Origin of the sequence: Streptomyces sp. NPDC097619 (assembly GCF_040302735.1) — a bacterium.
Classification (GTDB): Bacteria; Actinomycetota; Actinomycetes; order Streptomycetales; family Streptomycetaceae; genus Streptomyces.
Map to the genome: position 1 here is coordinate 1 of NZ_JBEOSD010000092.1, position 23,501 is coordinate 23,501.

The 23,501-nt window shown below is 67.3% G+C and carries 18 protein-coding genes; 8 read left to right on the plus strand and 10 right to left on the minus strand.

Translation table 11 applies throughout. The features are described from left to right. Window positions 1–125: 125 nt before the first annotated feature. The 4 genes from ABTZ17_RS23320 to ABTZ17_RS23335 all read right to left on the minus strand — a co-directional run bounded on the left by ABTZ17_RS23320 (window position 126) and on the right by ABTZ17_RS23335 (window position 4,232). Complete coding sequence (locus ABTZ17_RS23320; RefSeq protein WP_352197629.1) at window positions 126–1,604, minus strand: hypothetical protein; 1,479 nt, start codon at window positions 1,602–1,604, stop codon at window positions 126–128. Continuing rightward, window positions 1,597–2,535 (minus strand): site-specific integrase, encoded by a 939-nt coding sequence (locus ABTZ17_RS23325; protein ID WP_352197630.1) that lies wholly within the window; start codon window positions 2,533–2,535, stop codon window positions 1,597–1,599. The genes ABTZ17_RS23320 and ABTZ17_RS23325 overlap by 8 nt, the downstream gene beginning before the upstream one ends. 208 nt (window positions 2,536–2,743) lie before the next feature. Next, entirely contained in the window at window positions 2,744–3,424 is a 681-nt protein-coding gene (locus ABTZ17_RS23330) for a hypothetical protein (RefSeq protein ID WP_352197631.1), read from the minus strand. Window positions 3,425–3,689: 265 nt separating this feature from the next. Further along, the gene (locus tag ABTZ17_RS23335) at window positions 3,690–4,232 is read right to left on the minus strand and encodes a hypothetical protein (RefSeq protein WP_352197632.1); all 543 of its coding nucleotides are present in this window, start codon (window positions 4,230–4,232) and stop codon (window positions 3,690–3,692) included. Window positions 4,233–4,821: 589 nt separating this feature from the next. Here ABTZ17_RS23335 and ABTZ17_RS23340 point away from each other — a divergent pair. The 4 genes from ABTZ17_RS23340 to ABTZ17_RS23355 all read left to right on the plus strand — a co-directional run bounded on the left by ABTZ17_RS23340 (window position 4,822) and on the right by ABTZ17_RS23355 (window position 7,531). Further along, the gene (locus tag ABTZ17_RS23340; RefSeq protein WP_352197633.1) at window positions 4,822–5,121 is read left to right on the plus strand and encodes a helix-turn-helix domain-containing protein; all 300 of its coding nucleotides are present in this window, start codon (window positions 4,822–4,824) and stop codon (window positions 5,119–5,121) included. A 321-nt stretch (window positions 5,122–5,442) separates the two neighbouring features. Next, on the plus strand, window positions 5,443–5,619 hold the full coding sequence (locus ABTZ17_RS23345; RefSeq protein ID WP_352197634.1) for a hypothetical protein: 177 nt from the start codon (window positions 5,443–5,445) through the stop codon (window positions 5,617–5,619). A gap of 88 nt (window positions 5,620–5,707) precedes the next feature. Continuing rightward, window positions 5,708–6,373 carry a hypothetical protein gene (locus ABTZ17_RS23350; protein ID WP_352197635.1) on the plus strand — a complete coding sequence of 222 codons (666 nt, stop codon included), beginning with the start codon at window positions 5,708–5,710 and terminating at the stop codon, window positions 6,371–6,373. Window positions 6,374–6,442: 69 nt separating this feature from the next. After that, on the plus strand, window positions 6,443–7,531 hold the full coding sequence (locus ABTZ17_RS23355; protein WP_352197636.1) for an ImmA/IrrE family metallo-endopeptidase: 1,089 nt from the start codon (window positions 6,443–6,445) through the stop codon (window positions 7,529–7,531). 401 nt (window positions 7,532–7,932) lie between these two features. On the opposite strand, the gene ABTZ17_RS23360 is transcribed toward ABTZ17_RS23355, so the two are convergent. From ABTZ17_RS23360 to ABTZ17_RS23375, 4 genes are all read right to left on the minus strand, one after another. Beyond that, window positions 7,933–8,859, minus strand: a complete 927-nt coding sequence (locus ABTZ17_RS23360; protein WP_352197637.1) for a phosphorothioated DNA-binding restriction endonuclease — start codon at window positions 8,857–8,859, stop codon at window positions 7,933–7,935. A gap of 69 nt (window positions 8,860–8,928) precedes the next feature. Then, the gene (locus ABTZ17_RS23365) at window positions 8,929–9,525 is read right to left on the minus strand and encodes a ribonuclease HI (protein WP_352197638.1); all 597 of its coding nucleotides are present in this window, start codon (window positions 9,523–9,525) and stop codon (window positions 8,929–8,931) included. A gap of 117 nt (window positions 9,526–9,642) precedes the next feature. Continuing rightward, window positions 9,643–10,221 carry an Rv1352/Rv1906c domain-containing protein gene (locus tag ABTZ17_RS23370; protein WP_352197639.1) on the minus strand — a complete coding sequence of 193 codons (579 nt, stop codon included), beginning with the start codon at window positions 10,219–10,221 and terminating at the stop codon, window positions 9,643–9,645. Between the two features lie 89 nt (window positions 10,222–10,310). Then, a complete protein-coding gene (locus tag ABTZ17_RS23375) occupies window positions 10,311–11,537 on the minus strand; it encodes a DNA sulfur modification protein DndB (protein ID WP_352197640.1) in 1,227 nt (408 codons plus the stop codon). 267 nt (window positions 11,538–11,804) lie between these two features. On the opposite strand from ABTZ17_RS23375, the gene ABTZ17_RS23380 reads away from it, so the two are divergent. The 4 genes from ABTZ17_RS23380 to ABTZ17_RS23395 are packed head-to-tail and all read left to right on the plus strand — an operon-like array spanning window position 11,805 to window position 20,011. Beyond that, window positions 11,805–13,958: a hypothetical protein gene (locus ABTZ17_RS23380; RefSeq protein ID WP_352197641.1), complete on the plus strand. Its 2,154-nt coding sequence runs from the start codon at window positions 11,805–11,807 to the stop codon at window positions 13,956–13,958. Window positions 13,959–14,011: 53 nt separating this feature from the next. Continuing rightward, the gene (locus tag ABTZ17_RS23385) at window positions 14,012–15,646 is read left to right on the plus strand and encodes a class I SAM-dependent DNA methyltransferase (RefSeq protein WP_352197642.1); all 1,635 of its coding nucleotides are present in this window, start codon (window positions 14,012–14,014) and stop codon (window positions 15,644–15,646) included. Further along, the gene (locus ABTZ17_RS23390; RefSeq protein ID WP_352197643.1) at window positions 15,639–16,793 is read left to right on the plus strand and encodes a restriction endonuclease subunit S; all 1,155 of its coding nucleotides are present in this window, start codon (window positions 15,639–15,641) and stop codon (window positions 16,791–16,793) included. Before ABTZ17_RS23385 ends, ABTZ17_RS23390 begins: the two co-directional genes overlap by 8 nt. Then, complete coding sequence (locus ABTZ17_RS23395; RefSeq protein WP_352197644.1) at window positions 16,790–20,011, plus strand: type I restriction endonuclease subunit R; 3,222 nt, start codon at window positions 16,790–16,792, stop codon at window positions 20,009–20,011. Before ABTZ17_RS23390 ends, ABTZ17_RS23395 begins: the two co-directional genes overlap by 4 nt. A gap of 71 nt (window positions 20,012–20,082) precedes the next feature. Here ABTZ17_RS23395 and ABTZ17_RS23400 read toward each other — a convergent pair whose 3' ends face one another. Together ABTZ17_RS23400 and ABTZ17_RS23405 are read right to left on the minus strand one after the other, a co-directional pair. Then, complete coding sequence (locus ABTZ17_RS23400; protein ID WP_352197645.1) at window positions 20,083–21,483, minus strand: hypothetical protein; 1,401 nt, start codon at window positions 21,481–21,483, stop codon at window positions 20,083–20,085. A 784-nt stretch (window positions 21,484–22,267) separates the two neighbouring features. Beyond that, on the minus strand, window positions 22,268–23,461 hold the full coding sequence (locus ABTZ17_RS23405; protein ID WP_352197646.1) for an acyltransferase family protein: 1,194 nt from the start codon (window positions 23,459–23,461) through the stop codon (window positions 22,268–22,270). Window positions 23,462–23,501: the final 40 nt, after the last annotated feature.

The window sequence follows — 23,501 nt, forward strand, 5'->3', positions numbered from 1 at the left end:
TTTGGGGTTGGTGGTGCGGCTCTCCTGCGACGTGTGCTTGGGGGTGTTGGCGGTGTCCCTCCACGCCCCCCCCCCCCCCACCTCTGTATTGGCAGAGTCTTGGTCATCTGTCGGGTCGGTTGTGATCACGCATTCTTCCGGCACTCCATCGCAGCATCGGCGCGGCCTTCGAGGTAGACCTGACGGCTGGTGGCGTTCTGGGAGAGCGCGAAGCCGAGAACGAAGACCTTCTGGCGCTCGACTCCGTACGCGATCATCCGGCGGTTCCACAGGCTGAGATCGAACTGGCTGTGCACGGACTCGGAGTCGCTGCGGTACGGGTAGACCAGCTGGTGGGAGAGCGTGTCCTGGGGGATCTGCTGGAGGTATTCGGCGCGGTGGAAGCCGCGTTCGTGATCACTGGGGATTCGTTGGCCGGTTGTGGCGTCGCGCAGGGCACGGTCCTCGACCGTGGTGGTGATGCCTACGGGGACGCGGTATTCGTGGTCACCGTGCCGCCAGGGGATCTTCAGCAGGTGGTACCAGCGGCTCTTGGTCACTCCGATGCGTGGTTCCAGTCGGGTGATGGGGACGGGCTGTAGGACGCGGGTGCCGTCGTCGATGCGGATGCTCTCAGCGATGCGGCCTTGGTCGCACCACAGGTCATGGCCGCTGCGGCACGGTTTGATGCGCTCGTAGAAGACGGGGTTGAGCGAGCCGTGCTGCTTGTTGACGACGAGCAGCCCTCGGCGGGCCAGGGCGTCGCGGTGGACGCCGCGCAGGGCGCCGTCGTAGATGACGCCCATGCAGTCGGGGAGCACGTTCTTGAGGTGGGCGAACTGGCGGACCGCGACGGTGGCCTCGTCCTCGTATTCGCCGCCCGCCACGTGCGCGAATGTCAGGATGACGCGGGTCCAGTAGCCGTCGCTGCGTCCGGAGGCGAAGAACCATTTTGTGCCACGTACCTGCCGTTTGGCCTTCTCGCCGTTCTCGTAGTAGTCACGGGCTGCGGGGTCGACCCGGTGGGTACGCAGTTCGCCCGTGACGGGGTCGACCGTTTCCTGCTTACGTGCCTTCGACGGTGCTTTGGGCACGGTGGCATCGCCCACGAGGAGCTGCCGGCGTTCCGGACGGCTCCAGACCTTGGGCATCGAGGCGGGGAACAGACCCTGTTCCAGGGCCTGGAGAGCCGCGTACCTGCGGAACTCTTCTTCCAGCAGGTCGACGCTGGGTACGAGGAGCGTCTTCACCGCGTAGTCGTACTGGCTGCGCGTCGGTGCGGCCAGAGGCAGAGCCATGGCGGCCCTGCGGCCCATGTGGCGCCGGACAGCCGCGCGTAGGCTGCGCCACTGGCTTGCCGAGGCCAGGAGTCCGGCCGTGGAGCGCTTCGACTTCGTCACCGGGGTGAGCACCGCCATGAGCAGGTAGACGATGGGCGGGTACTCGCGTGGGCATCCCACCTGGTGCGGCGCGGGCAGCAGTTCGGCCATCTCGTACAGCAGCGGGTAGTTCAGGCAGTCCTGGACGCGCTGGTCAACGGTGCGCTGGTGGCGGTCGGTGAGCTGTCGTTTGCGGCTGGGGCGTGCGAGGTCCGGCAAAGGCGCGCCGAAGACGTCGTCAGGCATCGATCGTGCCTCCGTCCGTGTAGGCGGGGTCGGTGCGCCAGTCGTAGCCGACGATGGCTGCGGCACGGTCCAGGGAGCGCAGGCCGAGCCTTCGGGCGGCCTCCTCGATGCGCCCGGTGTGCTCGAAGGTCTCCACTGCGGCCCGGGCGGTGACCGAGGCCGGTTTGACGTAGGGGTCGTTGCCGAGGCCGATGCGGCGCAGCAGGTCGCCCAGGGCTACGCAGGAACGGGCCTGGAGGGCGGCATCCGAGGCGGGGGAGGAGGAGACGGCAAGGCGCGCGGTGGCTGTGTCGGGGTGCCGCGAGGTGACGTGTGCCGCTCGTTCGGCCAGGACGTGGCGCCCCCAGGCGTCCAGGCGGCACCAGCGGGATTCGTACTTGGTGGCGCCGTGCATCCAGACCCGGGAGCAGTCGAGGTCGAGGTCGTCGGCGACGATGTGCCCGATCTCGCCGCTGTGGCCTCCGGCCAGGGCAAGTGCGGCTGCGGCGGCGTGCCGGGTGGGCCGGGTGACGAAGGCGGCATGGTGGCGCAGCAGCACGGCCTCGTCCTCGGTCAGCGCACGAACGCCTTCGTACGTACGGGTGGGCAGGTTGATGTCACGGGTCGGGTCCTGATCGCTCAGGTCGAGCTCGCGCAGGGTACGCAACGCGGTCCGTACGACGCTCCGACGGAGCAGGCGGGTAGCGGGGGCGGACTCGGAGACGTGGCCGTGACGACTGCGGCCCTGGGCGTTCACGAAGTCCTCGGTGACGCCGGGGCCGGCATCGGGGAGGACGAGGACGCCCCGGAGCGTGGCGTAGCGGGTGTACCGCTTGAGCAGCAGGGAGAACTTGTCGTAGGTCTGCTCGGCCATCTCGTCCCGGGTGACCATGTCCTTCCAGGCGTTGAGTACTTGATCGGTGGCGTGGACGAGGGAGAGCTCGCTTCCCACGATGATGTTCCTCCGGCGGGTGAGGGTGGCGCCGACGAGTTCCGCCTGTCCGCGTAGGGCGCGGGAAAGTAGGTGGGAACCCTCGTGACTGTTCCATACATGGAACACATTGGGCATGGGTGATCTCCGCGGCAACAGGAAGTGAGCGAAAGAGTGAGAACCCCGCGCCGGCCGGTCGCCCGGCGGCGCGGGGGCGGTGGTCAGGCGGCTATGCGGAAGGTGTCGTGCTTCCGGCGTGAGCGCGCGAGGTGAGGAGTGTCCGGTACGCCTGCATCACGGCGAAGAACTGGCTGTCAGGGAGGCCCGAGATCTCCTCGGCCGTGGCCAGGAGCGGCGCCGCGGCCGGGGAAGCAGACGTCGGAGGCGGCGTGGTCGCGCGCGTGGCGACGAGTTGCATGCGCCCTTCACCGTCCTCTTCCACGACCAGGGCGTAGTCGAGCCACTCGACGAGGTGCATGCCCCGTTCAGCCGTTTTGCTGAGGTGCCTGGACAGGTGCTGGGCCAGCACCGTCGCCTCTTCGGGCGCGCCTCGCAGCAGCTTGACCGCCGACCTGGTGAACCAGGCGTCCTTCCACAGGTTCCGCAGGTAGAGGCGGGCGCGGGCGGAATCCGCCCTGCGTAGCTCGGAGAGCCTGAGGCCTTCAGCAGTGACGGTCAGCGCTCCGCGGGAGGGACTCAGAAGGCCGTTCTGTCGCATGAAGCCTTGGGCGGACTGGACGGTTGCCTCGCCCACGCCGAGACGGGCGCCCGCCTCGGGAAAAGGTACGGGGAGCATCTCGGGTCCGCCGAGCTCTACTGCAGCATCGAGCAGTTCGAGCTGCCGTCTGACGTTGATGCGCTCGGTCGGGAGGATGGCGCGTCCCCCGGATTCAGCCTGCCGTGGAGTCAACGGACGCCGCCCGGTGACAGACGGCGGAGGCCGGGGGCCTTCAGCGTTTGATGCGCAGAGTGGTGCATGTGTGGACAGCTGGTCATGGTGTGGGCCCTCAGTTCGTTTCGGTGTGAACTTCACCGATCTGCCGAGAGCCCGGTATGTTGCCGCGTCATGCCCTAACCTGATGGCGGACGCGTGGGCCCTCAGCTGACGTGTCTCAGGCGCCGCCGGAGGCCGCAATCCACCGGTGGCGCCTCTTCGTCTGCATGGGGGACGGCCGCTATAGGCGCTCCCCTTGCTTCGGCAGCCGATAGGAGCCGCGCTCGACGAGTACGAGTGCTCCGTCCCGGCGCAAGGTGGTGAGAGTGGAGCGGACGGCCTTGTCTGTCGTCTTCGGTCGGTGAACCCGCACCAGGGGTGCGACTTCTGCCGGCGACAGCACTTCGGTGCCGGTGAACGCTGCGAGGACGAGCTCCTTGAGCGTCCGCGATTCGGAGGCCGGGGGGTGCGTGTGTGGAGGCGGGTCCGTGGCCCGTGTCTCCTGAGCGTCCGCGGGGTCGACGGTCGGGTCGCGCAGGAAGTCCTCGGCGCTGGCGATCATCTCGGCCGCAGCCGACAGGCGTTCGGAGGCGATGAGACGTCGCTGCTCGGCCTGAGCGAGTTCCCGCTCCGCATCCGCCAGCTGCAGACGCACCTGATCGATCGCGTCCTGTGCCTTGGCGCAGGCTTCGTCGGCCGTGGTCCACCGATCCCGCTCAAGCGCCTCGACCTGCCGCAGATGCACCACGAAGGGGTGCGTGGCGGCGCCCTTGGCTGTGCCCATGATGTCGCTCCCCTTTCTTGATCCAAGCACACGGTAGCGGTGCGATGCGTGAGACGCAGCAGAATCTCGAACATCGATGGTGCTTTGCTGCTTTGGAGAGGCACGAAGGTCAATCCAGCGAAGCAGTAAGCGAGTTGCGGAGAAGATGGAGTGCTCTTCGTTGCAGGTGGAACCAAGGTTCCACTCCGTGTGTGCCGGCCTGAACCATGTTTCCGTTGGCGCATGCCGCACTGGAGTCGGAGGGTGCGATGCACTGGGGTACTGCACAGGTCGGGATGCGGCATGGCCGGCCGTGGCGGTGATCGAGGCGCCCGGTGATCTCGATGCGGCCCGATGGGCCGTTGCGCTCCCCGCAGCAGTCATTCGGGTGTGGTCCGTCATCCAGGTGCGGGGGAGCAGGCTGGCCAGGGCGGCTCGGTCAGCCGGGGCCTGTAGTTGCAAACACTGCCCCAAAGAGTGGGTGGACCTCTACCCTTGTTCCATACTTGCAACATCGGTGAAGTGTTGTCCGAGGAGTCGAGGCGGAGAAAGGTGCGGGCCCATGGGTGCGTGGGATGATCTCGGCATGCCCAGGAGCAGTAATGACCAGGTGCCGCGCCACTATGTGGTCGACGGCTCCTGGCCCCATGCCGCTCTCGCGCCGGACGCCCCGGTCAGCGCCCACTACGGCCAGGCGTTCGCACGCAACCTGGAACGGGCCATGGCTTCCACGGGGCACACCCTGCGCACTCTCGCCGACTCGACGGGCGTGACCCATTCCACGGTCAGTAGGGTTCTCAACGGCAAGGTCATGCCCGACCTGGGGACGCTTGCCCGACTGGAGGCGGCCTTCGGCTTCCAGCTCTGGCCGGGGCCGGCGGCTCTGCCTCCGGATCCTTCCTCCCGCTGAATAGCCTGCCCGTACGCCTTTCGGCTACTGCCGCCTTGCGCGGCCGCCGCGCGGCGCGACGATTTTTCCATGTGCATGTATGCACCGCCGTTGCGGCGGATGGTCTATCTCTTGTGCTTCGATCTGCGACGCAGGTTGCTCCTGGCCTCCGGGTCGTCACCCGCTGGCGATGACGTCCTGACACTCCCGATGATCCGATGTCGGGAGGGTGAGGCGTACGAGAGGGCGTCGGGACGGCTCCTCTCGGGTCGATCGGTGCGGCGCGGGGATGTCGTCGCACGCGTGCGTGCGACACCTTTCCCAGGGGGTGGGTGCCGCGAGGTGCGCATCTACACGGCCCACTCGCTCGTCCCGCAGGCTGGCCTTGAGGGCTGCTGGATTCCCTGGTGTGACGCCGTTCGGGACTTGGGTCATCTCGAGATCGCGGAGCTCGCCGTCTTCGTCGAGGGATACCCCGGTGGCTGGATCCCCGACGGCTGGATCACGCTCGAGCCGTGAGTTCTTGGATCAGCGCGCGTTTCTTATAAATTCCTCTCCGCGCTTGCGGTACGGTTCTTATAAGTTTCCGTCGCTCACCGGAGGTTCCATGGCCCTGTCCCTCGTCGCTCCCACCCCCGAACCCGGAGATGCCGACGCGCAGTTGGCGAATCTGGGTACGAAACTGGAGTACCTGCACCCGGCCCTGTACGCCGGCGAGGCGGCGCGGCGGACGGCCACCCCCAACCACCCGGCCAACACGGCGGGCACCCGCGCCTATCAAGAGCACGTGCGGATCCTTAGGGAGGAACACATCCTCAACGAGGGGTGGCAGCGGCTCCTGCATGATCACCTGGAGCTCGTCTACAACCCCGAGAAGGCGATAGCGATCGGCGTCATGATCGGGGACGCAGCGACGGGCAACCGCCACCAGCACGCCACCAACCTCCGCAAGAGGGGCGCCGCCACAGCCCGAGCGGCCGAGCGCAACAACGAGCAGCTGGAGCTGTTCCTCTCCCCTCCCGGCCCGGACGAGGCCGTGCTCAGCGAGGACGAGGCCGAGGCGCTGCAGATCTGGTTCCTCGTGTCCTACCGCGTCCAGGCCGGAGACTCCGTGCGCATCCACAGCGAGCTCTCGCTTCCGGCCAAGGTCGAGAACGGGTTCGTCGCCGAGTGGAAGAGGCGCATCCCTCTTCCGGTCCTCGAAATGGACGGAATCGAACCTCCGGACGAAGATGGGCCCGAGGAGATCGACATTCCCGTCGACTTCCGCTGACGCCCCAGGTCAGGGCGGCGGCCTGGTCGCCGTCCTGACACGCACCACCGATCCCGAGGCAGTCTCACCATGGTGACCCCGTCCCGCATCACGATCGCCCGCAAGCGCCGGGGCATGACGCTCGCTGATCTCGCCAAGATCACCACGCTCTCGCTGCAGAGCCTGTCGAACTACGAGACGGGCCGTACAGCCCCGCGGCGTGCCACGATCGCTCGCATCGCAGCCGCCCTCGACTTCCCGGAGACCTTCTTCGAAGGGCCGGAACTCGACGAGTTGCCGGCCGACGGCATCTCCTGGCGGGCCCGCAGCAAGACATCGGCGCGCACGCTGGACGCCGCGCGATCGGCCGGCACCCTCGGGGCGATGCTCTACGACTGGATCGACCGACGCTTCCGGCTTCCCGCTCCCGACGTCCCGTCCTTCACCAAGCCGGACCCGGAAACGGCGGCGGACATGGTCCGCACCCGCTGGGGCCTCGGATCCGCACCGGCTCCCAACATGGTCCACCTGCTCGAATCCCACGGAGTCCGGGTCTTCTCCCTCGCACCCGACTACGTCGAGGTGGACGCCTTCGCCGTCTGGCGGGACGGCACCCCCTTCGTCTTCCTCAGCACCATGAAGTCCGTCGAGCGGGGACGCTTCGACGCTGCGCACGAACTCGGCCACCTCGTGATGCACGGCAGCGACCGTGCCTGCTCGGGACCGGAGGCGGAACGCCAGGCCAACGACTTCGCCAGCGCCTTTCTCATGCCCACCGCCAGCGTCCTCGGGCACATGCCCCGTGGAGCCCACGTCGACCAGATCATTAAGGCGAAGAGCATCTGGAAGGTCTCGGCCATGGCGTTGACCTACCGGATGCGCGACCTCGGGCTCCTCAGCGACTGGCAGTACCGCTCGGCATGCACCGAGCTGAGCAAGCGGGGCTACCGCACGGATGAGCCGCACGGGATGAAGCAGCGGGAGACGTCCCAGGTCCTTCCCAAGGTCTTCCAGGCCCTGTGGGCCAGCGGCATCCGCCCCGCTGTTGTCGCGGCTGAGTTGGGGCTGACCACCGAGGAGATGAACAAGATGCTCTTCGGTTTGACGGTGACCATGGTTGAAGGCGAGGGAGATCGCGCGGAGCGAGCCGCGCGGCCTGCGCTCTCGCTCGTGCCCTGAATGCCCCCTTGTCGAGTTGCACCTTGAGCCCGCCGCTCAGACAGGCGGGGAGCCACCCCACCAGTCCTGTGGCGCGAAGTCCGAGACATCGTGAGTCTCGCCGCTGCTGAGTACGCTTACCTCCGATCCGAACCCGGCGAAGCCGACCGCAGTGGCCCGACGTTGATCATCAGCGCCTCGGCTTCCTCCAAACCGTCGCCGTTGAGATGCTGCGAGAGCGCAGGGACGGCGCTCGCTTCCGACCCGCTGGCCGTATCGGTCCAGGAGGTGGCGACGGTCAATAATGCCGAGGACGTCCGGGCCCTTGAGTGACAGATCGCGGCGCTGCGGAACAGCACGTCGAATGAGAGCGCGCACGCTGCCCCAGAGCCTCTGCTTCGGCGCCGTGTCCGCTGAGGGGACTACGCGGCCTGGGCGCCGGGTCGCTTGAAGACCTGGCGGCCGTGCCAGAGGACGAACTGCTGGCTGATGGTGGGACGCCCGGGGCGGGGTGTGGCGACTGGCCGGCCGTGGAGGTCGTCGACGGCTCGGCCGACCGGGCCGCGGGCGACGTACAGCTCGGAGACCTGGATGCGCAGGTCCGGCAGGAGGCCGAGGGCACCAAGGTCGAAGAGGGTGTGGTGCAGGGAACACAGGGCCAGACCGTTGTTCACCTCGTCGGGGCCGTTCTGGCTGTGCCAGCGAACGTGCGCGGCCTCCAGGCCGACGGGGTTGCGGCCGAGGGCGCCGTCGAAGCCACAGAAGGCGCAGGCGTACGCGTAGGCGTGCAGGACCTCCTCGGCGAACCCGGCTCGGCGTCGGCGCCGCTTCCGTTCCGCGGCGGTGGGCGCGGTGCCGTCGAGATCGGTAGCGAGGTCAAGCCCGACGGCGTCGCAGATGGGTGCCTCGAGCACGGAGGTGAAGTGCTGCTCAAGGAGGAGGCGTACGGCCGCAGCCAGCGTGCCGGGTTCGGCAAGCAGCGTTTCCACGCCGGAATGAAGGCGACCGTGTGCCCCTCGGGCGCGCAGTACGCTGCCCCGCTCCGGAGCGTCGGGGCCGATCTCGTTGCCGTCCCGGTCCCGCAGTTCCCACAGCTTGCGCTCCAGGTGTACGAACGGCATCGCCGCCCGTTCCCGAGCCCTTGCAGGGTTCGTCATTGCCGGCCCGAAGTCGTTGATCAGTCTGCTGACCGGTTCCTCCACCTCGTCGTACGAGACGGCCGTGCTCCCGATCTCGGCGAACCTCCCCAGCAGCCACAGCACGAGCAGCGGCTTGTGCGGTGCACGTCGGCCGCCTATCTGCGCCCTACGCAGCGCTGACAGTGTGCTCAGCAGCTCATCTCGCGTCACGGAATTTGCCCCCTGTCCAAGCCCGCTTCACTGTGCTTCGCGATTGTTGCAAGCTCTCCCGCGCCGACTTCAGGGGCTGCTGCATGCGGGACGGGACGTCGACCTCGTGGACCGGGTGTAGGCGTCGAGAGCGTTGGTCGCCCACAGGGGCACGAGCCGGGGGACTTCGGATGCAGGAACGATGCCTCGCAGGCAGCGGAGCCCGAGTTTGGCCAGAGAGTCGGCGGCCTCGTTGAGAGGGTGGCCGACGTGCGCCTTCTCGTGGACGAAGGTCAGACCGGGCGTGTACTCGGCGATCATCTGGAGCTTGAGGAGGGTGGGGGTTCGCCCCTCGGAGCGCAGCTCGGTGTCGTAGCCCGCGGGCATGCCCGATCCGCCCTGCGCCCACTGGGCGAGGAAGTGCAGAGCGCTGAGGCTGTCGCAGCGCACCTCCACCGGGCGGCCGGGCGCGGCGGTGAGGACCGCGTTCAGCCCCCAGTAGACGGCCCGGAGCTCATGGACGACGACGCGGGTGGAGGACTGGGTGAGCCGCCGTGGGTGCAGGTGGGCCCGTACTCCGCTGTGGCCGGTCGTCGCCACGTAGCCGCAGCTCGCGAGCTCTGAGGCGACGGATGCGTCCGTGGCCACCACGATCGGGCCGGCCACGGGTTTGACCTGGTCGTGCACGCGTACACCCTGAGGGCTGCGCGTCGGGCGCGGGCTGCAGGCGCGCGCGAGCGGTGAGCGTCGGCCCATCCGACTTCTCCTTTCATCTATGGGGGCGAACAGGAGCTCGCAGCCGGATCAGCCGGTCTTGACCCATTCCTGGCAGCGCTGGGTCTGGAAGTACTCGCTCTTCTTCAAGGTCACGCGGCCCGGGCCGTTCAGGTTGTTGTTGGCGATGATCGCGTCGAACTCGCCACTCGCGTTCTTGAGCCGGGCCCAGTAGCAGCCGAAGTCGTCGTCCGGTCCCGCGGTCTTGTAGGTGCCCGGTGCGATGTCCTCGCCGACCAGGTACTCCCCGTCGCCGGCGAAGGTGCTGGCCGGACCGGGGTCCTTGGTGGGCGCCGGCTCGGGCGTGGTCGTCTCCGGTGCCGGGGAAGCGGGCTCCGCCTCGGTCGTCTCCGGTGCGGGGGATGTTGGCTCCGGCTCGGTCGTCGGGGTCGTCGTCTCGACTGCCCGGGGCTTCTCGGACGCGGTGGGCGGGTTCCCCGTGTCGTTGCCGTTCGCCCCGATCGCGGTGCCGATCAGCAGAGCGACGACGGCCGTGGCGCCGTGGGTCAGCCACGCCTTGCGGCGGGTGGGCTTCGTGGCGGGGAGCGGCTGAGCGGGTCCGGGCCCCCAGCTGTCGGGAAGGGGCTGCGGCGGGTGCTGAGTGCTCATGGTCAGTTCTCTCCAGAGGTGAAGTGCTGGTCGGACCGGGGCCCGGTAGCCACACCGGGCCCCGTAGACAGCAAGAGGGAGGGGGCGGACTACCAGCCGCGGATCTTGCGCCCGAAGTCCGTGTCGGGCCCGAGCAGCGCGTCGGCGACCCGGCCGCCGGAGTCCTTGGCGCCGCCACCGAAGTTCAGGGCACCGGCCGCGTTGGCGCTGGCGGCCACGCCGTCCCAGTAGCGGGCCTCGCGCTCGAAGCGCACCGGCTCCAGCAGCCGCAGCAGCTCCTCGACGCTGAGCCGGCTGCCACCGTTCGCCCAGCTGGTCGCCTGGTGGGCAGCGATCCCGAGGCCGGCGAGCACGGCGGGGGCCGAGACGGTGCCGCGCGCCGCGAAGTGCGGGAAGAGCGCCGAGATCACCTGAGACAGCATCGGGACGAGTTCGCGCTCGGCCTGCTCGGCGCTCACGCCCTCCGGCAGGTCGCCCTCGTGGACCGTCGCCGAGGACAGCCCCAGCCCGCCCCGCCCGTGCAGCGCCGTGATCACCAGGACCCGCAGCGCAGAGAGCGTCACGACCTCCGGATCGGTCTTGGTCAGCTGGCGCTTGCGGCCCTGCACCAGCTTGCTGAACGGGACGATCTTCCCGTCGTGCTCGACCTTCACCGTCTCCGAGATCCGGTGCGCGAGCTGGGTGCCCATGTCCCGCTGGTCCATCGACATCGCCAAGTTCTTGGCCACCGGCACACCCTCGACGTTGCGGTCGTAGAAGATCTGCCGGGCGTCCTCGACGGTAAGACCGAAATACAGCTCAAACGGCACCCGGACCTGGCCGAGCTTCTCGTACGTCGTCCCGAACCGCTCCGGGTTGTCGTACAGCTCGTGCCACGCCGTGACCTGCGTCTCCCCGTCGATGGCGACGACGGGCGAGCCGGGCAGCACCGTGATGGTGCGGATGCCCGTGCCCGCGATCAGCTCGTCGCCGACCGCGGCCGGGTGGCCGTCGAGCCACAGCGTGATCGGCGGCGTGGACCAGGCGGCGCCGTGCCCGCCGCTGATGCCGGTGGCGATGTAGGAGGCGTACGAGGTGACGTTCCGCCCCTTCTGCGTCGCCTTCAGCATTCGCTGGACCAGCCCGCGCACCTCGGCGTGCCGGCGCAGGGTGCCCGAGGCGTACTTCAGGGCGCGCTTGTCCTCCTCCGCCTTCGGCGAGGGGACGAGCTGCAGCAGGGTCGGCAGCCCCATGGTCCCGATCACGGCGTCCGGGCGGAACGGGGTCACGGTCAGCTGGATGCCCTCGACGGCGGCGGTCGGCATGGTGATGGTCATCGGTGGATCCCTCTCGGCATGGAGTCGATCAGCCACACGGGGTGGTGGCCGGTGCCGCCTGTCTGACGACTGAGGCGATGCGCTCCGAGAGTGGCGGGGCGGCGAGGGAACTGAACAGTGAAGTTCTGATAACCGAGGTTATCGAAGAATGAAAGGTATCGAGTGCAGGCTGTGCTCTAGGGTGTGGGCCATCCCCGAATCCACCGCACCATCTGGTGCCAGGGGTCCGGCAACACCGCCGCCTATCGACTGAGAGGAGGGAACGCCGTGACGGATGCGCTCTTCCGCGGCCCTGCCGCCGGTGCCGCAGCTAGCCCCTTGCTCTCGATGCCCGAGATCGCTGCGTTGGCACAGGTCAAACGGCCGGTCGTATCGACGTGGCGCCGACGCTACACGGGCTTTCCGGCGCCCGTGGCCGAGATGGCCGGCCGCGTTCAGTTCGATGGCGAGGAGATCGCGCAGTGGCTCCTTTCCACGGGGCTTGGCAATGCGGATCCGGCTCAGCTGCGCGCCGAACTCGTGCTTTACAGCCTGGCCGCACATGCAGACCGCTCTGATGCGCTGCGTACGGTCGACACCGTCGGCGCGCTGCTCTCTCTGCGGTACCTCGATGAGCAGCCCCTGGCTGGGGAGAACGGGGAGGAAGCGACGGCGCCCCTGCGGCTATGGGACACGATTATGGGCCGCGCTGAGCGCATCGACCCGGACGACGAGTTTCTCCTGCGGGAGCTTCAGGTCGCAGACGAGGACGCCGTTCCGCTCGTACGCCTTGCCGAGGACATGATCGAGGCCGCCTACGGTGAGCGAGGAGCTTACGAGTGGCTGCTTGCCTCGCGCTCGCGGCTCGGTGCCACCACGCTTGCTGCCGACGCCCTGGCCCCGGAGCTCTTGAACCTCCTGGTACAGCTCGCGGACCTGCGCCCCCGCCTCGGGCGAGGTGAGCGAGTCACGCTGGCCGACCCGTACGCCAGGGCAGGCGACGTCCTGGCGGCTCTCATCCGCGAGGCGGAGCAACCGGAGAGCATCACTGCCTTGGCAGCGGACCCCGACGAGCGTCTGGCCCGGATCGTTCGCCGTCGCCTCCTGTTGGCCGGCATCGACGAGTTCGCACTCGATGTGCAGACCGGCACGGATCTGGAGGAAAGGCTCGCCGACCCACAGATCGTCGTCACGCAACTCCCGTATCGCCCTGGCGAAGACCGGTCCGTGCTAAGCGCGCTGGCAGACGTGGAGCGGATTGCGGACCTGCTCGGACCTGGATGCACCGCCATCGTGCTCGGCCCCGCCGATGCCCTTGTCGACGCACTGACGGGCACCGAGGAGTCCAAGCTGCGTTCGGCCCTGTTGCGGCGCAACCTCGTCGAGGCCGTCATTGCCCTGCCAGCCGGCACTCTGCCTTACCGGCCCGCGTATCGGCCGGCCCTCTGGGTCCTCACCCGCGAGCCGGTTCCGGACGCGGAGGGATATGTCCTTCTCGTCGACATCAGTGCGGAGGCGCTTACCGAGCGCGTGAGCGCTCGCCTCGCTGAGGACGTTCTGTTGTGGCGGGCGGAGGGTTTCCAGGGGCTTGGCGGCCATGACCCTCGCTACGGGCGAGTCGCACGCGTCGCGGACTTGGACCGGGCGTTCGGAGGCCCGCTCACGCCTCCGGGCCCGCCCGCCTCCCAGATCCTGGCGCGCACGGTCATGGAGCGTCCCGCGCTGATCGCCGAGGCCGAGACCCGACTGGAGCGTGTCGCTGAGGAGGTACGGACCTATGGCAAGCAGCACGGCCCTTTCCGGGGGCGCGTCCAGCGACGCACGGGTCGCCTGCCGGAGCGAACGACTTTGGGAGCGCTGCTCAAGCAGCGGCGGGTGGCGAAGCTCAAGGGCCACCGTGTCGATGAAACGGACATCAGCGGTGCGGGCCACCACACCGTGATTGGTCCAGAGGAGATCACCGGACTCAGTCCGGTCGGCGCCCGCCGTATCGACCGGCTCGTACTGGCTGCGAAGTACGACCACGTGGCACTCACCGAGCCCGGCGACCTCGTCTACACCGTGGTCCCCGAACTCGGCCTCTACGTTGACCACGAGGGCTTCAAGGTCGTCACCTTCCCGGCGCGGGTGCTGCGTGTCCGTAGTGACGGTGAACGACCTTTGACGCCACGTGTGCTGGCCGCGCTGCTCCGTGCCGCTCGTGCGACCAGGCGCAGCCCGAGTGCCGTGCGCCCCCGTCGCATCGAGGACTACCAACTACCTGACCTCGATCCGGACGACATCGAGCGCTTCGACGCGCTCCTGGCGGAGACGGAACGGCGCGGGCAGCTGCTACAAGCTCAGGTTGACGCGCTCGATGAAGCGAAACGGCTGACAATCGCCGGCCTGGCCGACGGCACGCTCACAATCGACGAAGCCGCCCCGAATCGCTCCATGCTGTAACCCTGTTGAACTTCTGAAATCCGACGCCACCAAGGAACCAGGAAGAAGGAACGATGCCCCCGCGTAAGCGAGCCACCGCCGGTCAGGGCGAACTGCCCGGCGTCTCCAGCACCAAAGAGATCCAGGACATCCTGTGGAAGGCCGCCGACAAGCTCCGCGGCTCCATGGACGCTGCCCAGTACAAGGAGTTCGTCCTCGGCCTGGTTTTCCTGAAGTACGTCTCCGACGCCTTCGCAGAGCGGCGCGCCGAGCTGGCCGCCGACCCTGAGCTCGCGGAGATCCCGGAGCATCGCCGCGGCGCCTTCCTGGAGGAGCGCGACGAGTACACCAGGAAGGACGTCTTCTGGGTGCCGCAGACCGCCCGCTGGGACTACATCGCCGAGAACGCGGCTAGCGTGGAGGACGGCGTTGGCAAGCTCCTCGACGACGCCATGGACGAAGTGATGAAGGCCAACAAGGCCCTCACCGGCGTCCTCCCGAAGATCTTTAACCGCGACAACGTCGACCAGAGCCGGCTGAAGCAGCTCGTCGACCTGATCAGCGACGCCCGTTTCACGGGGCACGGCGACCGCCCGGCACAGGACGTGCTCGGTGAGGTCTACGAGTATTTTTTGGAGAGGTTCGCGAGGGCCGAGGGCAAGCGCGCGGGCGAGTTCTACACCCCGGCGAGCGTGGTGCGCCTCATCGTGGAAGTCCTGGAGCCGTACGAGGGCCGTGTTTATGACCCGGCCTGCGGTTCGGGCGGCATGTTCGTCCAGTCCGGCAAGTTCGTCACCAAGCGGCGCGGCCGCGACCATAGCCACGACATCGCGGTGTACGGCCAGGAGGCCAACGAGCGCACGTGGCGGTTGGCGAAGATGAACCTCGCGATCCACGGCATGGACCCGAAGGGCGTCGGTGAGCGCTGGGGCGACACCTTCGCGGACGACAAGCTGGCCGACCTCAAGGCCGACTTCGTCATGGCCAACCCGCCGTTCAATATGTCTGATTGGGAGAGGAAGGCGGACGACCGGCGGTGGAAGTTCGGTGTGCCGCCACTCTCCAACGCCAACTACGCGTGGCTTCAGCACATCGTGTCCAAGCTTGGTGACCGAGGTTCGGCCGGCGTTGTCCTGTCCAACGGCTCGATGTCCTCGAAGCAGTCCGGCGAGGGCGAGATCCGCGCGGCGCTCGTCGAGGCTGACCTGGTTGCCTGCATGGTCGCGCTCCCGGGCAACCTGTTCCGGACGACAGCCATCCCTGCCTGCCTGTGGTTCCTCACCAAGGACAAGACCCCTCAGGGTGCGAAGGCCCTAGAGGACCGGCGGAGCCAAGTGCTGTTCATCGATGCGCGCGCGATGGGCACGATGGTTGACCGCACTGAGCGCGTTCTTACGGACGAGGACCTGGAGAAGATCTCCGACACGTATCACTCGTGGCGTGGCACTAAATCCGCGCAGGAGAAGGGGATCTCGTACGAGGACGTGCCTGGCTTCTGCTACAGCGCCACGCTGGAGGAGGTCGCCAAGCACGACCACGTGCTTACGCCTGGGCGGTACGTGGGAGCGCCGGAGGCTGAGGAGGACCCGGACGCGGAACCAGTGGGCGAGCGCATCGCCCGTCTGACGAAGGAACTCTTCGCTCACCTCGACGAGTCCGCACGGCTTGACGTTGTGGTGCGCGAGCAGTTGGGGAGGATCGATGGCTGAGCGAACGGTGTCGCTTGCAGAGCTGGTCGACGAGAATCAGATTGAAGTCGGGGCTGGACGGCCTCGATCGGTCAACCAGGAACTCCCCATTTTGAGGGTTGCAGATGTCTTGGATGGCAAGATTGGCTCGCCCGATTTCAGCTCATCCCTGGAGAGTCATTCTCGGGATCATGGCCCAAAGGTCTCACGCCCCGGAGACATTGTCCTCACTGTCAAGGGAACTGTGGGCCGGGTTGCCTTGATTCCGAGCGAAGCCCCGCGTTATGCCTACAGCCCACAGCTGTGTTACTTCCGGCCGCACGCCGATGGTCCGCTGATGTCGCGATATCTGTACTACTGGTTCAGGAGTGCCGATTTCTGGATTCAGGCGAATGCTCTAAAGGGGCAAACCGACATGGCGGACTTCATCAGCTTGGGTGACATTTTGTCGCTCAAGCTGCGGGTTCCCTCTCTGGCGCAACAAGAGGGTGTAGTTGGTGTTCTTGGGTCGCTGGACGACAAAATTGCTGCTAATGAGCGCATCGCTCGCACGGCCCACCAGCTAATGGAGTCAAAATATGTGAATGCTCTGAACGCGGGGTCGACTCAACAAGAACTGGGGAAGTTGGCAGAGTTTCATAACAGGAAGAGGGTGCCGCTCTCATCTCGGCAGCGTGCGGAAATCCCGGGCCCCTACCCCTACTATGGTGCAGCTGGCGTAGTAGATTACGTTCGCGATTTCCTGTTCAGCGGACCTCACTTGCTGGTTGGGGAAGATGGAACTGTAATCACGGAAGAACGTAAGCCTGTCACTCAGTACGTATGGGGCGATTTCTGGGTGAACAACCATGCGCATGTGCTAACGGGAAGGTCCATTTCCACCGAGTTGCTGGCGGTGGCACTACAGCTCACTGATGTTTCAGCGCTGGTGAGTGGTGCTGTGCAACCAAAGCTCAACATGCGAAACCTCAGCAAGCTTGAAGTGCCGCTGCCCACTGAGGTGGAAAACGGCTTGGACAGGGCTATCAGCGATCTTATGGCTCTGGTTCGTGGGCGGAACGACGAAAACCGTACCCTCGCCGCCCTCCGCGACACCCTGCTCCCTCAACTCATGTCCGGCAAGCTCCGCGTCCGTGACGCGGAGCGGATTGTGGAGGCCGTCGTATGACGAGCGACCGCGCGAAGCGCGACGGCAAGATGACCGAGGCTACGTGGGAGAGCCTGGCCATGGAGCAGCTTGCGGAGCTCGCCTGGGAGGTGAAGACGAGCGAGGACATCGCTCCCGGATCCGGGCAGCGGGCGGACTGGGATGACCTCGTCCTGCACGACGAGCTCAAGGACGCCATCGAGCGGCTGAACCCCGAGCTGCCGCCCAAGGCCGTCCGCGACGCTCTTCGCATCGCGACCGACGTGCGGTCCGCGGAGGCATACCCGGAGAACAAGCAGGCACACGCCCACATGGTCTCCGGCATCCGGCTCACGTACACCGATGACTTCGGCGCTGAGCAGAGCCCGACCGTCCGCCTCGTCGACTTCAACAACGCTGATGCGAACACGTACTTCGTCGTCAAGCAGGTCACCCTGCGGGACAACAACGGCGGCCACCGCCGCTTCGACGTCGCCCTCTACGTCAACGGTCTTCCGCTGGCCGTCGTCGAACTGAAGAGCGCCGCCGCCGAGAACGCGACGCTCAAGGACGCGCACGCGCAGATCCAGACGTACGTCGCCGAGTTCCCGATCGCGTTCCGCTACAACGTCCTGTGCCTCGTCTCGGACGGCATCACCGCAAAGTACGGCACCGTCTTCACGCCGTACGAGCACTTCGCCCCGTGGAACGTGGACGAGGACGGCAAGCGCGTCGACACCAATGCCCCCGACTACGACGGTCTGGAGGCGTTGAATCTCGCCCTCTACGGTCTGTTCACCCAGCCCCGTTTCCTCTCCCTGGCGGCCAACTTCGTCAACTTCACGCCGACCGGCAAGCGGATCGCTAAGCCGCACCAGTACTTCGCCGTCACCAAGGCTGTGAACGCGATCGTCGAGGCGTCCCGCAGCAACGGTCAGGCCGGCGTGGTCTGGCACACGCAGGGCGCCGGCAAGTCCGAGGAGATGGTGGAGACCTCCGCTCTGGTCTCCCGACACCCGGCGCTGAACAATCCGACCATCGTCGTGGTCACTGACCGCAATGACCTCGACGACCAGCTGTACGAGACGTTCCAGGACAGCATGACCCTCCTCCGCCAGGCACCCCTCCAGGTGACCACCCGCGAGGAGCTGCGCACCGAGCTGTCGAGTCGACGCACCGGCGGGATCATCTTCACGACGCTGCAGAAGTTCGGGCTCACTCCTGAGGAGAAGGCCACCGGCGTCAGCCATCCGCGGCTCTCCGAGCGCCGCAACATCCTGGTCGTCGTCGATGAGGCGCACCGTTCCCACTACGACAGTCTTGATGGATACGCCCGCCACCTGCGCGACGCGCTCCCGTATGCCACGTTCATCGCCTTTACTGGCACCCCGATCTCCAAGGCCGAAGCCGACACGTGGGCAGTGTTCGGGGCGGAGATCGACCGCTACGACCTCAAGCGGGCCGTGGACGACGACGCCACCGTGCGTGTCTACCACGAGCCACGGGTCATCGACGTCTCTCTCCCGCCCGGCGTCGACCCCGACGCCATCGACGAGCAGGCCAACGCTCTGACCGAGGGTATGGACGATGCAGAGCGCCGCCGTGCCATGCAGAGCGCCGCCACCATGAACACCGTGTACGGCGCAGACGACCGCATAGCGACCCTCGCCGACGATCTGATCGAGCACTGGGAGCAGCGCCGCGAGCTCATGAAGCCGCAGATCGGCGGCCCCGGCAAGGCGATGGTCGTCTGCGCCACCCGTGAGATCTGCGTGCGGCTGTACGACGTCCTCGCCAAGCGACGCCCCGACTGGGCGAGCGACAAGGTCGATGAGGGCGTCATGAAGATCGTCTTCCACAGCGACCCCACCGACCTCGAATTTCTCCGCAAGCACGGCCTGCGCAAGTCCCAGCAGAAGATCGTCCAGAAGCGTGCCAAGGACCCCGACGATGCACTCGAGCTGCTCATCGTCCACTCGATGCTGCTCACTGGCTACGACGCTCCGCCCATTCACACCCTCTACATGGACCGTCCGATGCAGGGTGCGAACCTCATGCAGGCCCTCGCCCGCGTCAATCGTCGCTTCCGCGGCAAGCAGGACGGCCTCCTCGTCGGCTACGCCCCACTCACCGACCACCTCACGAAGGCGCTCGGTGAATACTCGCCCAGCGACCAGGAGGACAAGACGCTCGGCGCGGACATCGAGCGAGCGATCACCCACGTCAAGAACGAACTCAACGACATCAAGGGACTCCTGGCCGGTAGCCGCTGGAAGGAGTTCCTCGCCGACACCGCGCACCCGGAGCCCCGCAAGCGTGCGCTGCGACTGGTCTCCAACTATCTGCGCGACCCGAAGACCCCCGGCAATCAGGTAGAGGGCGACGCCAAGCCGCTGTCCACAAAGTTCAAGGAGAGCGCCTACCGCCTGGAGCGCTACTACCGGATCTGCTCCATGAGCCGGGAGATCGTCGAGCGCTGCGAGGACCTGGAGAACTGGCGGCGCGACATTGCCTTCTTCACCGAGGTCCGTGCCTGGATGGTCAAGCTCGACGCCGCCGATCGGGAGGCGAAGGGCGAACCCCTCTCCGCGGAGGTCCAGCTCTACCTCAAGCAGCTCGCTGCCTCCGTCGTCGACGCCGACGACATCACGGACCTGTACGAACAGGCCGGCATAGGCAAGCTGGACATCACCCACCTCAACGAGGCCCAGCTGCGCAAGCTGGAGAACTCAGAGACGCCGCATCTTGTCGCCGAGGCCCTGCGGCGCCTGATCCAGCAGAAGATGCGTGAAGTCACCAAGCACAACATCGTCCGCCACGAGAGTTTTGCCGAGCGTCTCGATGATCTGATGAGGCGCTACATGCTCCAGCAGCTGACTAGCGCCCAGACAATCGCCCTACTGGCCACCATGGCAGCGGAGATCGCCGTGGAGGCCCGCCGTGGCGAACACTTCGACCCGCCGCTGAGCCACGCCGAACTCGCCTTTTACGACGCCGTCGCGCACCGCAACATGGCCGAGCTCATCACGGGTGGAGACGACACCCTCGCCCGGATCGCCCGCGCGCTCGTGAAGGACATCCGGGAGAACCTGTCCGTCGACTGGCTTTCCCGGGAGCCTGTCCGAGCCAAGCTCCGCTCCCGCATCCGCCGGGTGCTCGCGAAGTTCGACTACCCCCCGGAGGAGGAGCGCGAGGCCGTCGACCTGGTTCTCAAGCAGATGGAGACCTTCGCGCAGGAGTGGGCGCCCAAGGCGAAGTAGGTATGGCCCCCGGCATGGTTGGCGGGGTGCTGAGGAGAGATCCGGTCGCGTGGTACGCGCCAGCGGCCGGATCAGTCCCGAGCGTCAGGGGCAGGAGCGCCTCGTCGCCATTGCTCCAGCACCAGCCAGAAGTCACGGGGCCAGGACATGGCCCGAGGGTCGAAGGAGTAGTTCTCGAGCGTTGCCGATCTCCACAGGACCTCGGCGTGCTCTGCTTCGTCCCCAAGGAGTCGGGCGGCCGCCAGGTGACCGCGCGCTGCGCCGTAGTTTCGGCGCTCCGCGGCGTTCACGAGAGCGGGCCAGAGTTCCCACACCAGGAACTGTTGTAGCGCTCGCAGGTGATCGCCGGCCTTCTGGCAGAGCGAGTCGGCAACATTCCGATCCACCTCGTCCGCCTGACGGTCGAGTTCATAGAGCTTGTCGTCATCCCAACCGTGTTTTTCGACGAGCTCCCTCCAGAAGGTCCAGGAGCGCTCTGCCTTGGCACGCGCGTAATCTTCCAGCTCCTCCTGAGTGAGTCGGGGAAAGTCCAGATCACCCTGCGTCTCGAGGTCGGAAGTGCTCGACGTCGGACTGGCCTCGTCGCCGTACCTGATCTGCGTGAGAACTTCCAGCAGGCGGAGCGAGGACTCGACCTCTTCGTCACGGACCAGACCGCAGATGTCGGCGATGTCCTGGGCCACCTGGTTCCAGTCGCTCTCCGCGATGTGGTTGTCGAGATCATCGGCCAGCCAGTCCGCCGAGCCGCGGCCACGGAGATCGTCCAGAAGCTTCTCCACCTTGGAATCGAGGCGCTCTTTGACCGCCGCGGGGGTCTCCCGCTCGCGCCGCGCTGCCGCCTCCTGCTCCGCGCGCGCGGCGGCGTCTCGTTGTTGGTCACGAGACGTCCGGGCGGAGGGAAGGCGGGTCTGCAGGGCCCGCATCTCCTCAGCCTTCACCGGGTCGATCTCGTCCAACAGTTCAATGGCCTGCATCCGGTGGCCGGCTTGAACGATCGAGTCGGACGCGACGCAGCAGAGCAGACCCGTCGCGTCCTTGGGGGCGCGCTGCCCCACGGCGACGGCCAGGGCGAGACGATCTTTGCTTGCCGCACCCGGGTGTGCCGCAAGCCGCTCCAGAGCTGTCGGTATGTAGCCAGCAGGATGCTCGTGCTCGGCGAGGGCCAGACCGACTCTCATACGTGTCGTGAGCGGGGCCGTCTCGTCCTGGGCGAAGAGCTGCGCGGTCCACAAGGCCCACCCCTCACGTACCGCGTCCGCCAACCAGCTCCAGCCGTTCTTGGGCAGCAGGTGTCGGGCTTCCGCGTAGCCGACGTCGTTCGCGCGATGCACCAGGGCGTCAGCTGCGCGGTGCCGCAGTCCTGCCGGGAGGCCCTTGGTGCCTGCGACGTAGCAGAGGCCGACGGTGTAGTCGGCGCTGGAGTACGCCGGCCGATCGACATTGACCCCGGACAACCGCAGGATGCGTCGCAAGTCCTCGTACCAGGGTCCTGGAGTCTGAACCATGAATGTCGCCGCAGCGAGTGCAGAACCTCCACGGACCATGCACGCTGTCAGGGCGGATGTCCGCCAGGCGTCACCGAGTGACTCGTCGGCCAGGCGGACAAGGCAGGTCGTGACGAAGTCATCTGGCTGTCTGCGCTGGGTCGGCACGTCGCAGTCCGGCAGTAGCTCGGGCCTCTGCGCGCCCACCATGTCGTACCCCCTTGATCGACAGCCGTGGGCATCCTAGCTCTGTAGTGCTCAGGCCTTGTCGCGACGATGTTCGTGAGGCGCGTGACGGATACAGCGGCCGAGCGATCCCTTGGTCCGGACGGGGGTAGTTACGAGCTTCCCGGAGCCGTGCTCGTGTCGCGCGGCAGCGCGCAGGAGAGTGAAGAGGTGCCTCCCGCTCACTTGATCGACGGGACTCCGGAATCGGGAAGCAGTCTTCGCAGTGCATGAACGGATGCCCTCGCTGACCTGCAGCGATTCGCTGAGCGTTCTCAGGTTGGGAGTCATGCGTTCTGAGTGAGGCTGGTGATTACCCGCTGACCTGCAGTGATGGGGTTTTCTCCAAGCCCTACGAAGGCGACGAAGGCGCGAAGGCGGGCGGCTGACGGATCGGGACACGCGGGCCCCGGCGGCCGTCGACCGGGTGACAGCCTAGCGGATCGCCGCTGCTGGCGCGGGGTGTCCACCGGCCACGCACCGCCACCGGGCCGACCCGGCTGCTCGACCCGCCCGGCCGGACGGTCCGGCGACCCGGCGGGGCCGGTCAGGTCTGGCGTGCCGGGACCGGGTCGCGGTCGGAGTCCGTGGGCTGGGCGGGGACCCGGGGCCGGGGCGCGCGGGAGGCGGGCAGCGGGGTGTTGAGCCGGATGTCCTGGATGCCGGCGCGCATGCCGTCCCGCAGCCGCTTCGTCAGCGGGCGCTCCACCAGCCGGTGGATGAGGTAGGCGGCGATCAGCATGCCGACGGTCACGGACGCCAGCAGCGGGGCCGGGTCCACCCGGTCGCGGAAGTGGTGGATCAGCGTGATGCCGATCGACATGTGGATCAGGTACAGCGGGTACGTGATCGCCCCCGCCGTGCTGAGCCAGCGCCACTGGATCCGGTCCAGCAGGCCGAGGGCCACGGCCGCGATGGCCAGGAAGCCCAGGGCGATGACCACCCGGGCGGGCCAGGTGGAGAGCTGGTCGGCGAGGTTGCGGCCGAGGTTGGTCTCCATCCGCCCGCGGACGTAGTGCTGGGCGACGAGGAACTGCACGGCCACGATCCCCCACAGCAGCATCGTGGGGCGGAACCGGCGCATCAGGTAGAAGGCGATGCCCGCGATGAAGTACGGGGCGTACTGCGGCATCGCGAAGAAGTGCAGGAGCCGGAAGTCCGTGGTCGGCGCGGCCACGGCGGCCAGGGTCCAGATGCCGCAGAACAGCACGCAGTTGCGGTACGTGACCCCGCACATCACCACCAGGGCGAAGAGCGCGTAGAACTTCAGCTCCACGAACAGGGTCCAGTACGAGTGGTCCACGTGCCCGACCCCGACGCCGCCCTGCAGCATGGTCAGGTTGACCAGGACGGCGTTCCAGTCGTCGAAGTGGCGCAGTTTCGCGACCTCGGGGAGCGCCCACAGGGTGGCGGCCGTGAGGATCACGCCCGTCCAGTAGGCGGGGAAGAGGCGGGAGACGCGGGAGACGGCGAAGTCGCCGACGGTCCGCCCCCACACGCTCATGCAGATGACGAACCCGCTGACGATGAAGAAGATCTCCACGCCCAGCCAGCCGAAGAGCGCGAAGGGCCGGAGCGCGGGGAAGATCTCGGAGGTGTTCCGGCCCCACGCGGTGTTCAGGCCGACGTAGTGGTAGAGCACGACGACCAGGGCCGCCGTGATCCGTATGCCGTCCAGTGCGTACAGCCGCGGCGCACCGCCGGGCCTACCGGCCGCGCGGGCCGCCCGGATTCCGGGCATGGATCGCCCTCCCCCGTCGAGTGATGTGGTGTGTCGAGCG

What these genes read in the sequence shown, in the direction of transcription:
- ABTZ17_RS23405 (WP_352197646.1), bottom strand. Translation starts at nt 23,461, where the DNA reads ATGCCCGGAATCCGGGCGGCCCGCGCGGCCGGTAGGCCCGGCGGTGCG.
- ABTZ17_RS23395 (WP_352197644.1), top strand. Translation starts at nt 16,790, where the DNA reads ATGACGAGCGACCGCGCGAAGCGCGACGGCAAGATGACCGAGGCTACG.
- ABTZ17_RS23355 (WP_352197636.1), top strand. Translation starts at nt 6,443, where the DNA reads ATGGTGACCCCGTCCCGCATCACGATCGCCCGCAAGCGCCGGGGCATG.
- ABTZ17_RS23375 (WP_352197640.1), bottom strand. Translation starts at nt 11,537, where the DNA reads ATGACCATCACCATGCCGACCGCCGCCGTCGAGGGCATCCAGCTGACC.
- ABTZ17_RS23385 (WP_352197642.1), top strand. Translation starts at nt 14,012, where the DNA reads ATGCCCCCGCGTAAGCGAGCCACCGCCGGTCAGGGCGAACTGCCCGGC.
- ABTZ17_RS23370 (WP_352197639.1), bottom strand. Translation starts at nt 10,221, where the DNA reads ATGAGCACTCAGCACCCGCCGCAGCCCCTTCCCGACAGCTGGGGGCCC.
- ABTZ17_RS23320 (WP_352197629.1), bottom strand. Translation starts at nt 1,604, where the DNA reads ATGCCTGACGACGTCTTCGGCGCGCCTTTGCCGGACCTCGCACGCCCC.
- ABTZ17_RS23335 (WP_352197632.1), bottom strand. Translation starts at nt 4,232, where the DNA reads ATGGGCACAGCCAAGGGCGCCGCCACGCACCCCTTCGTGGTGCATCTG.
- ABTZ17_RS23390 (WP_352197643.1), top strand. Translation starts at nt 15,639, where the DNA reads ATGGCTGAGCGAACGGTGTCGCTTGCAGAGCTGGTCGACGAGAATCAG.
- ABTZ17_RS23350 (WP_352197635.1), top strand. Translation starts at nt 5,708, where the DNA reads ATGGCCCTGTCCCTCGTCGCTCCCACCCCCGAACCCGGAGATGCCGAC.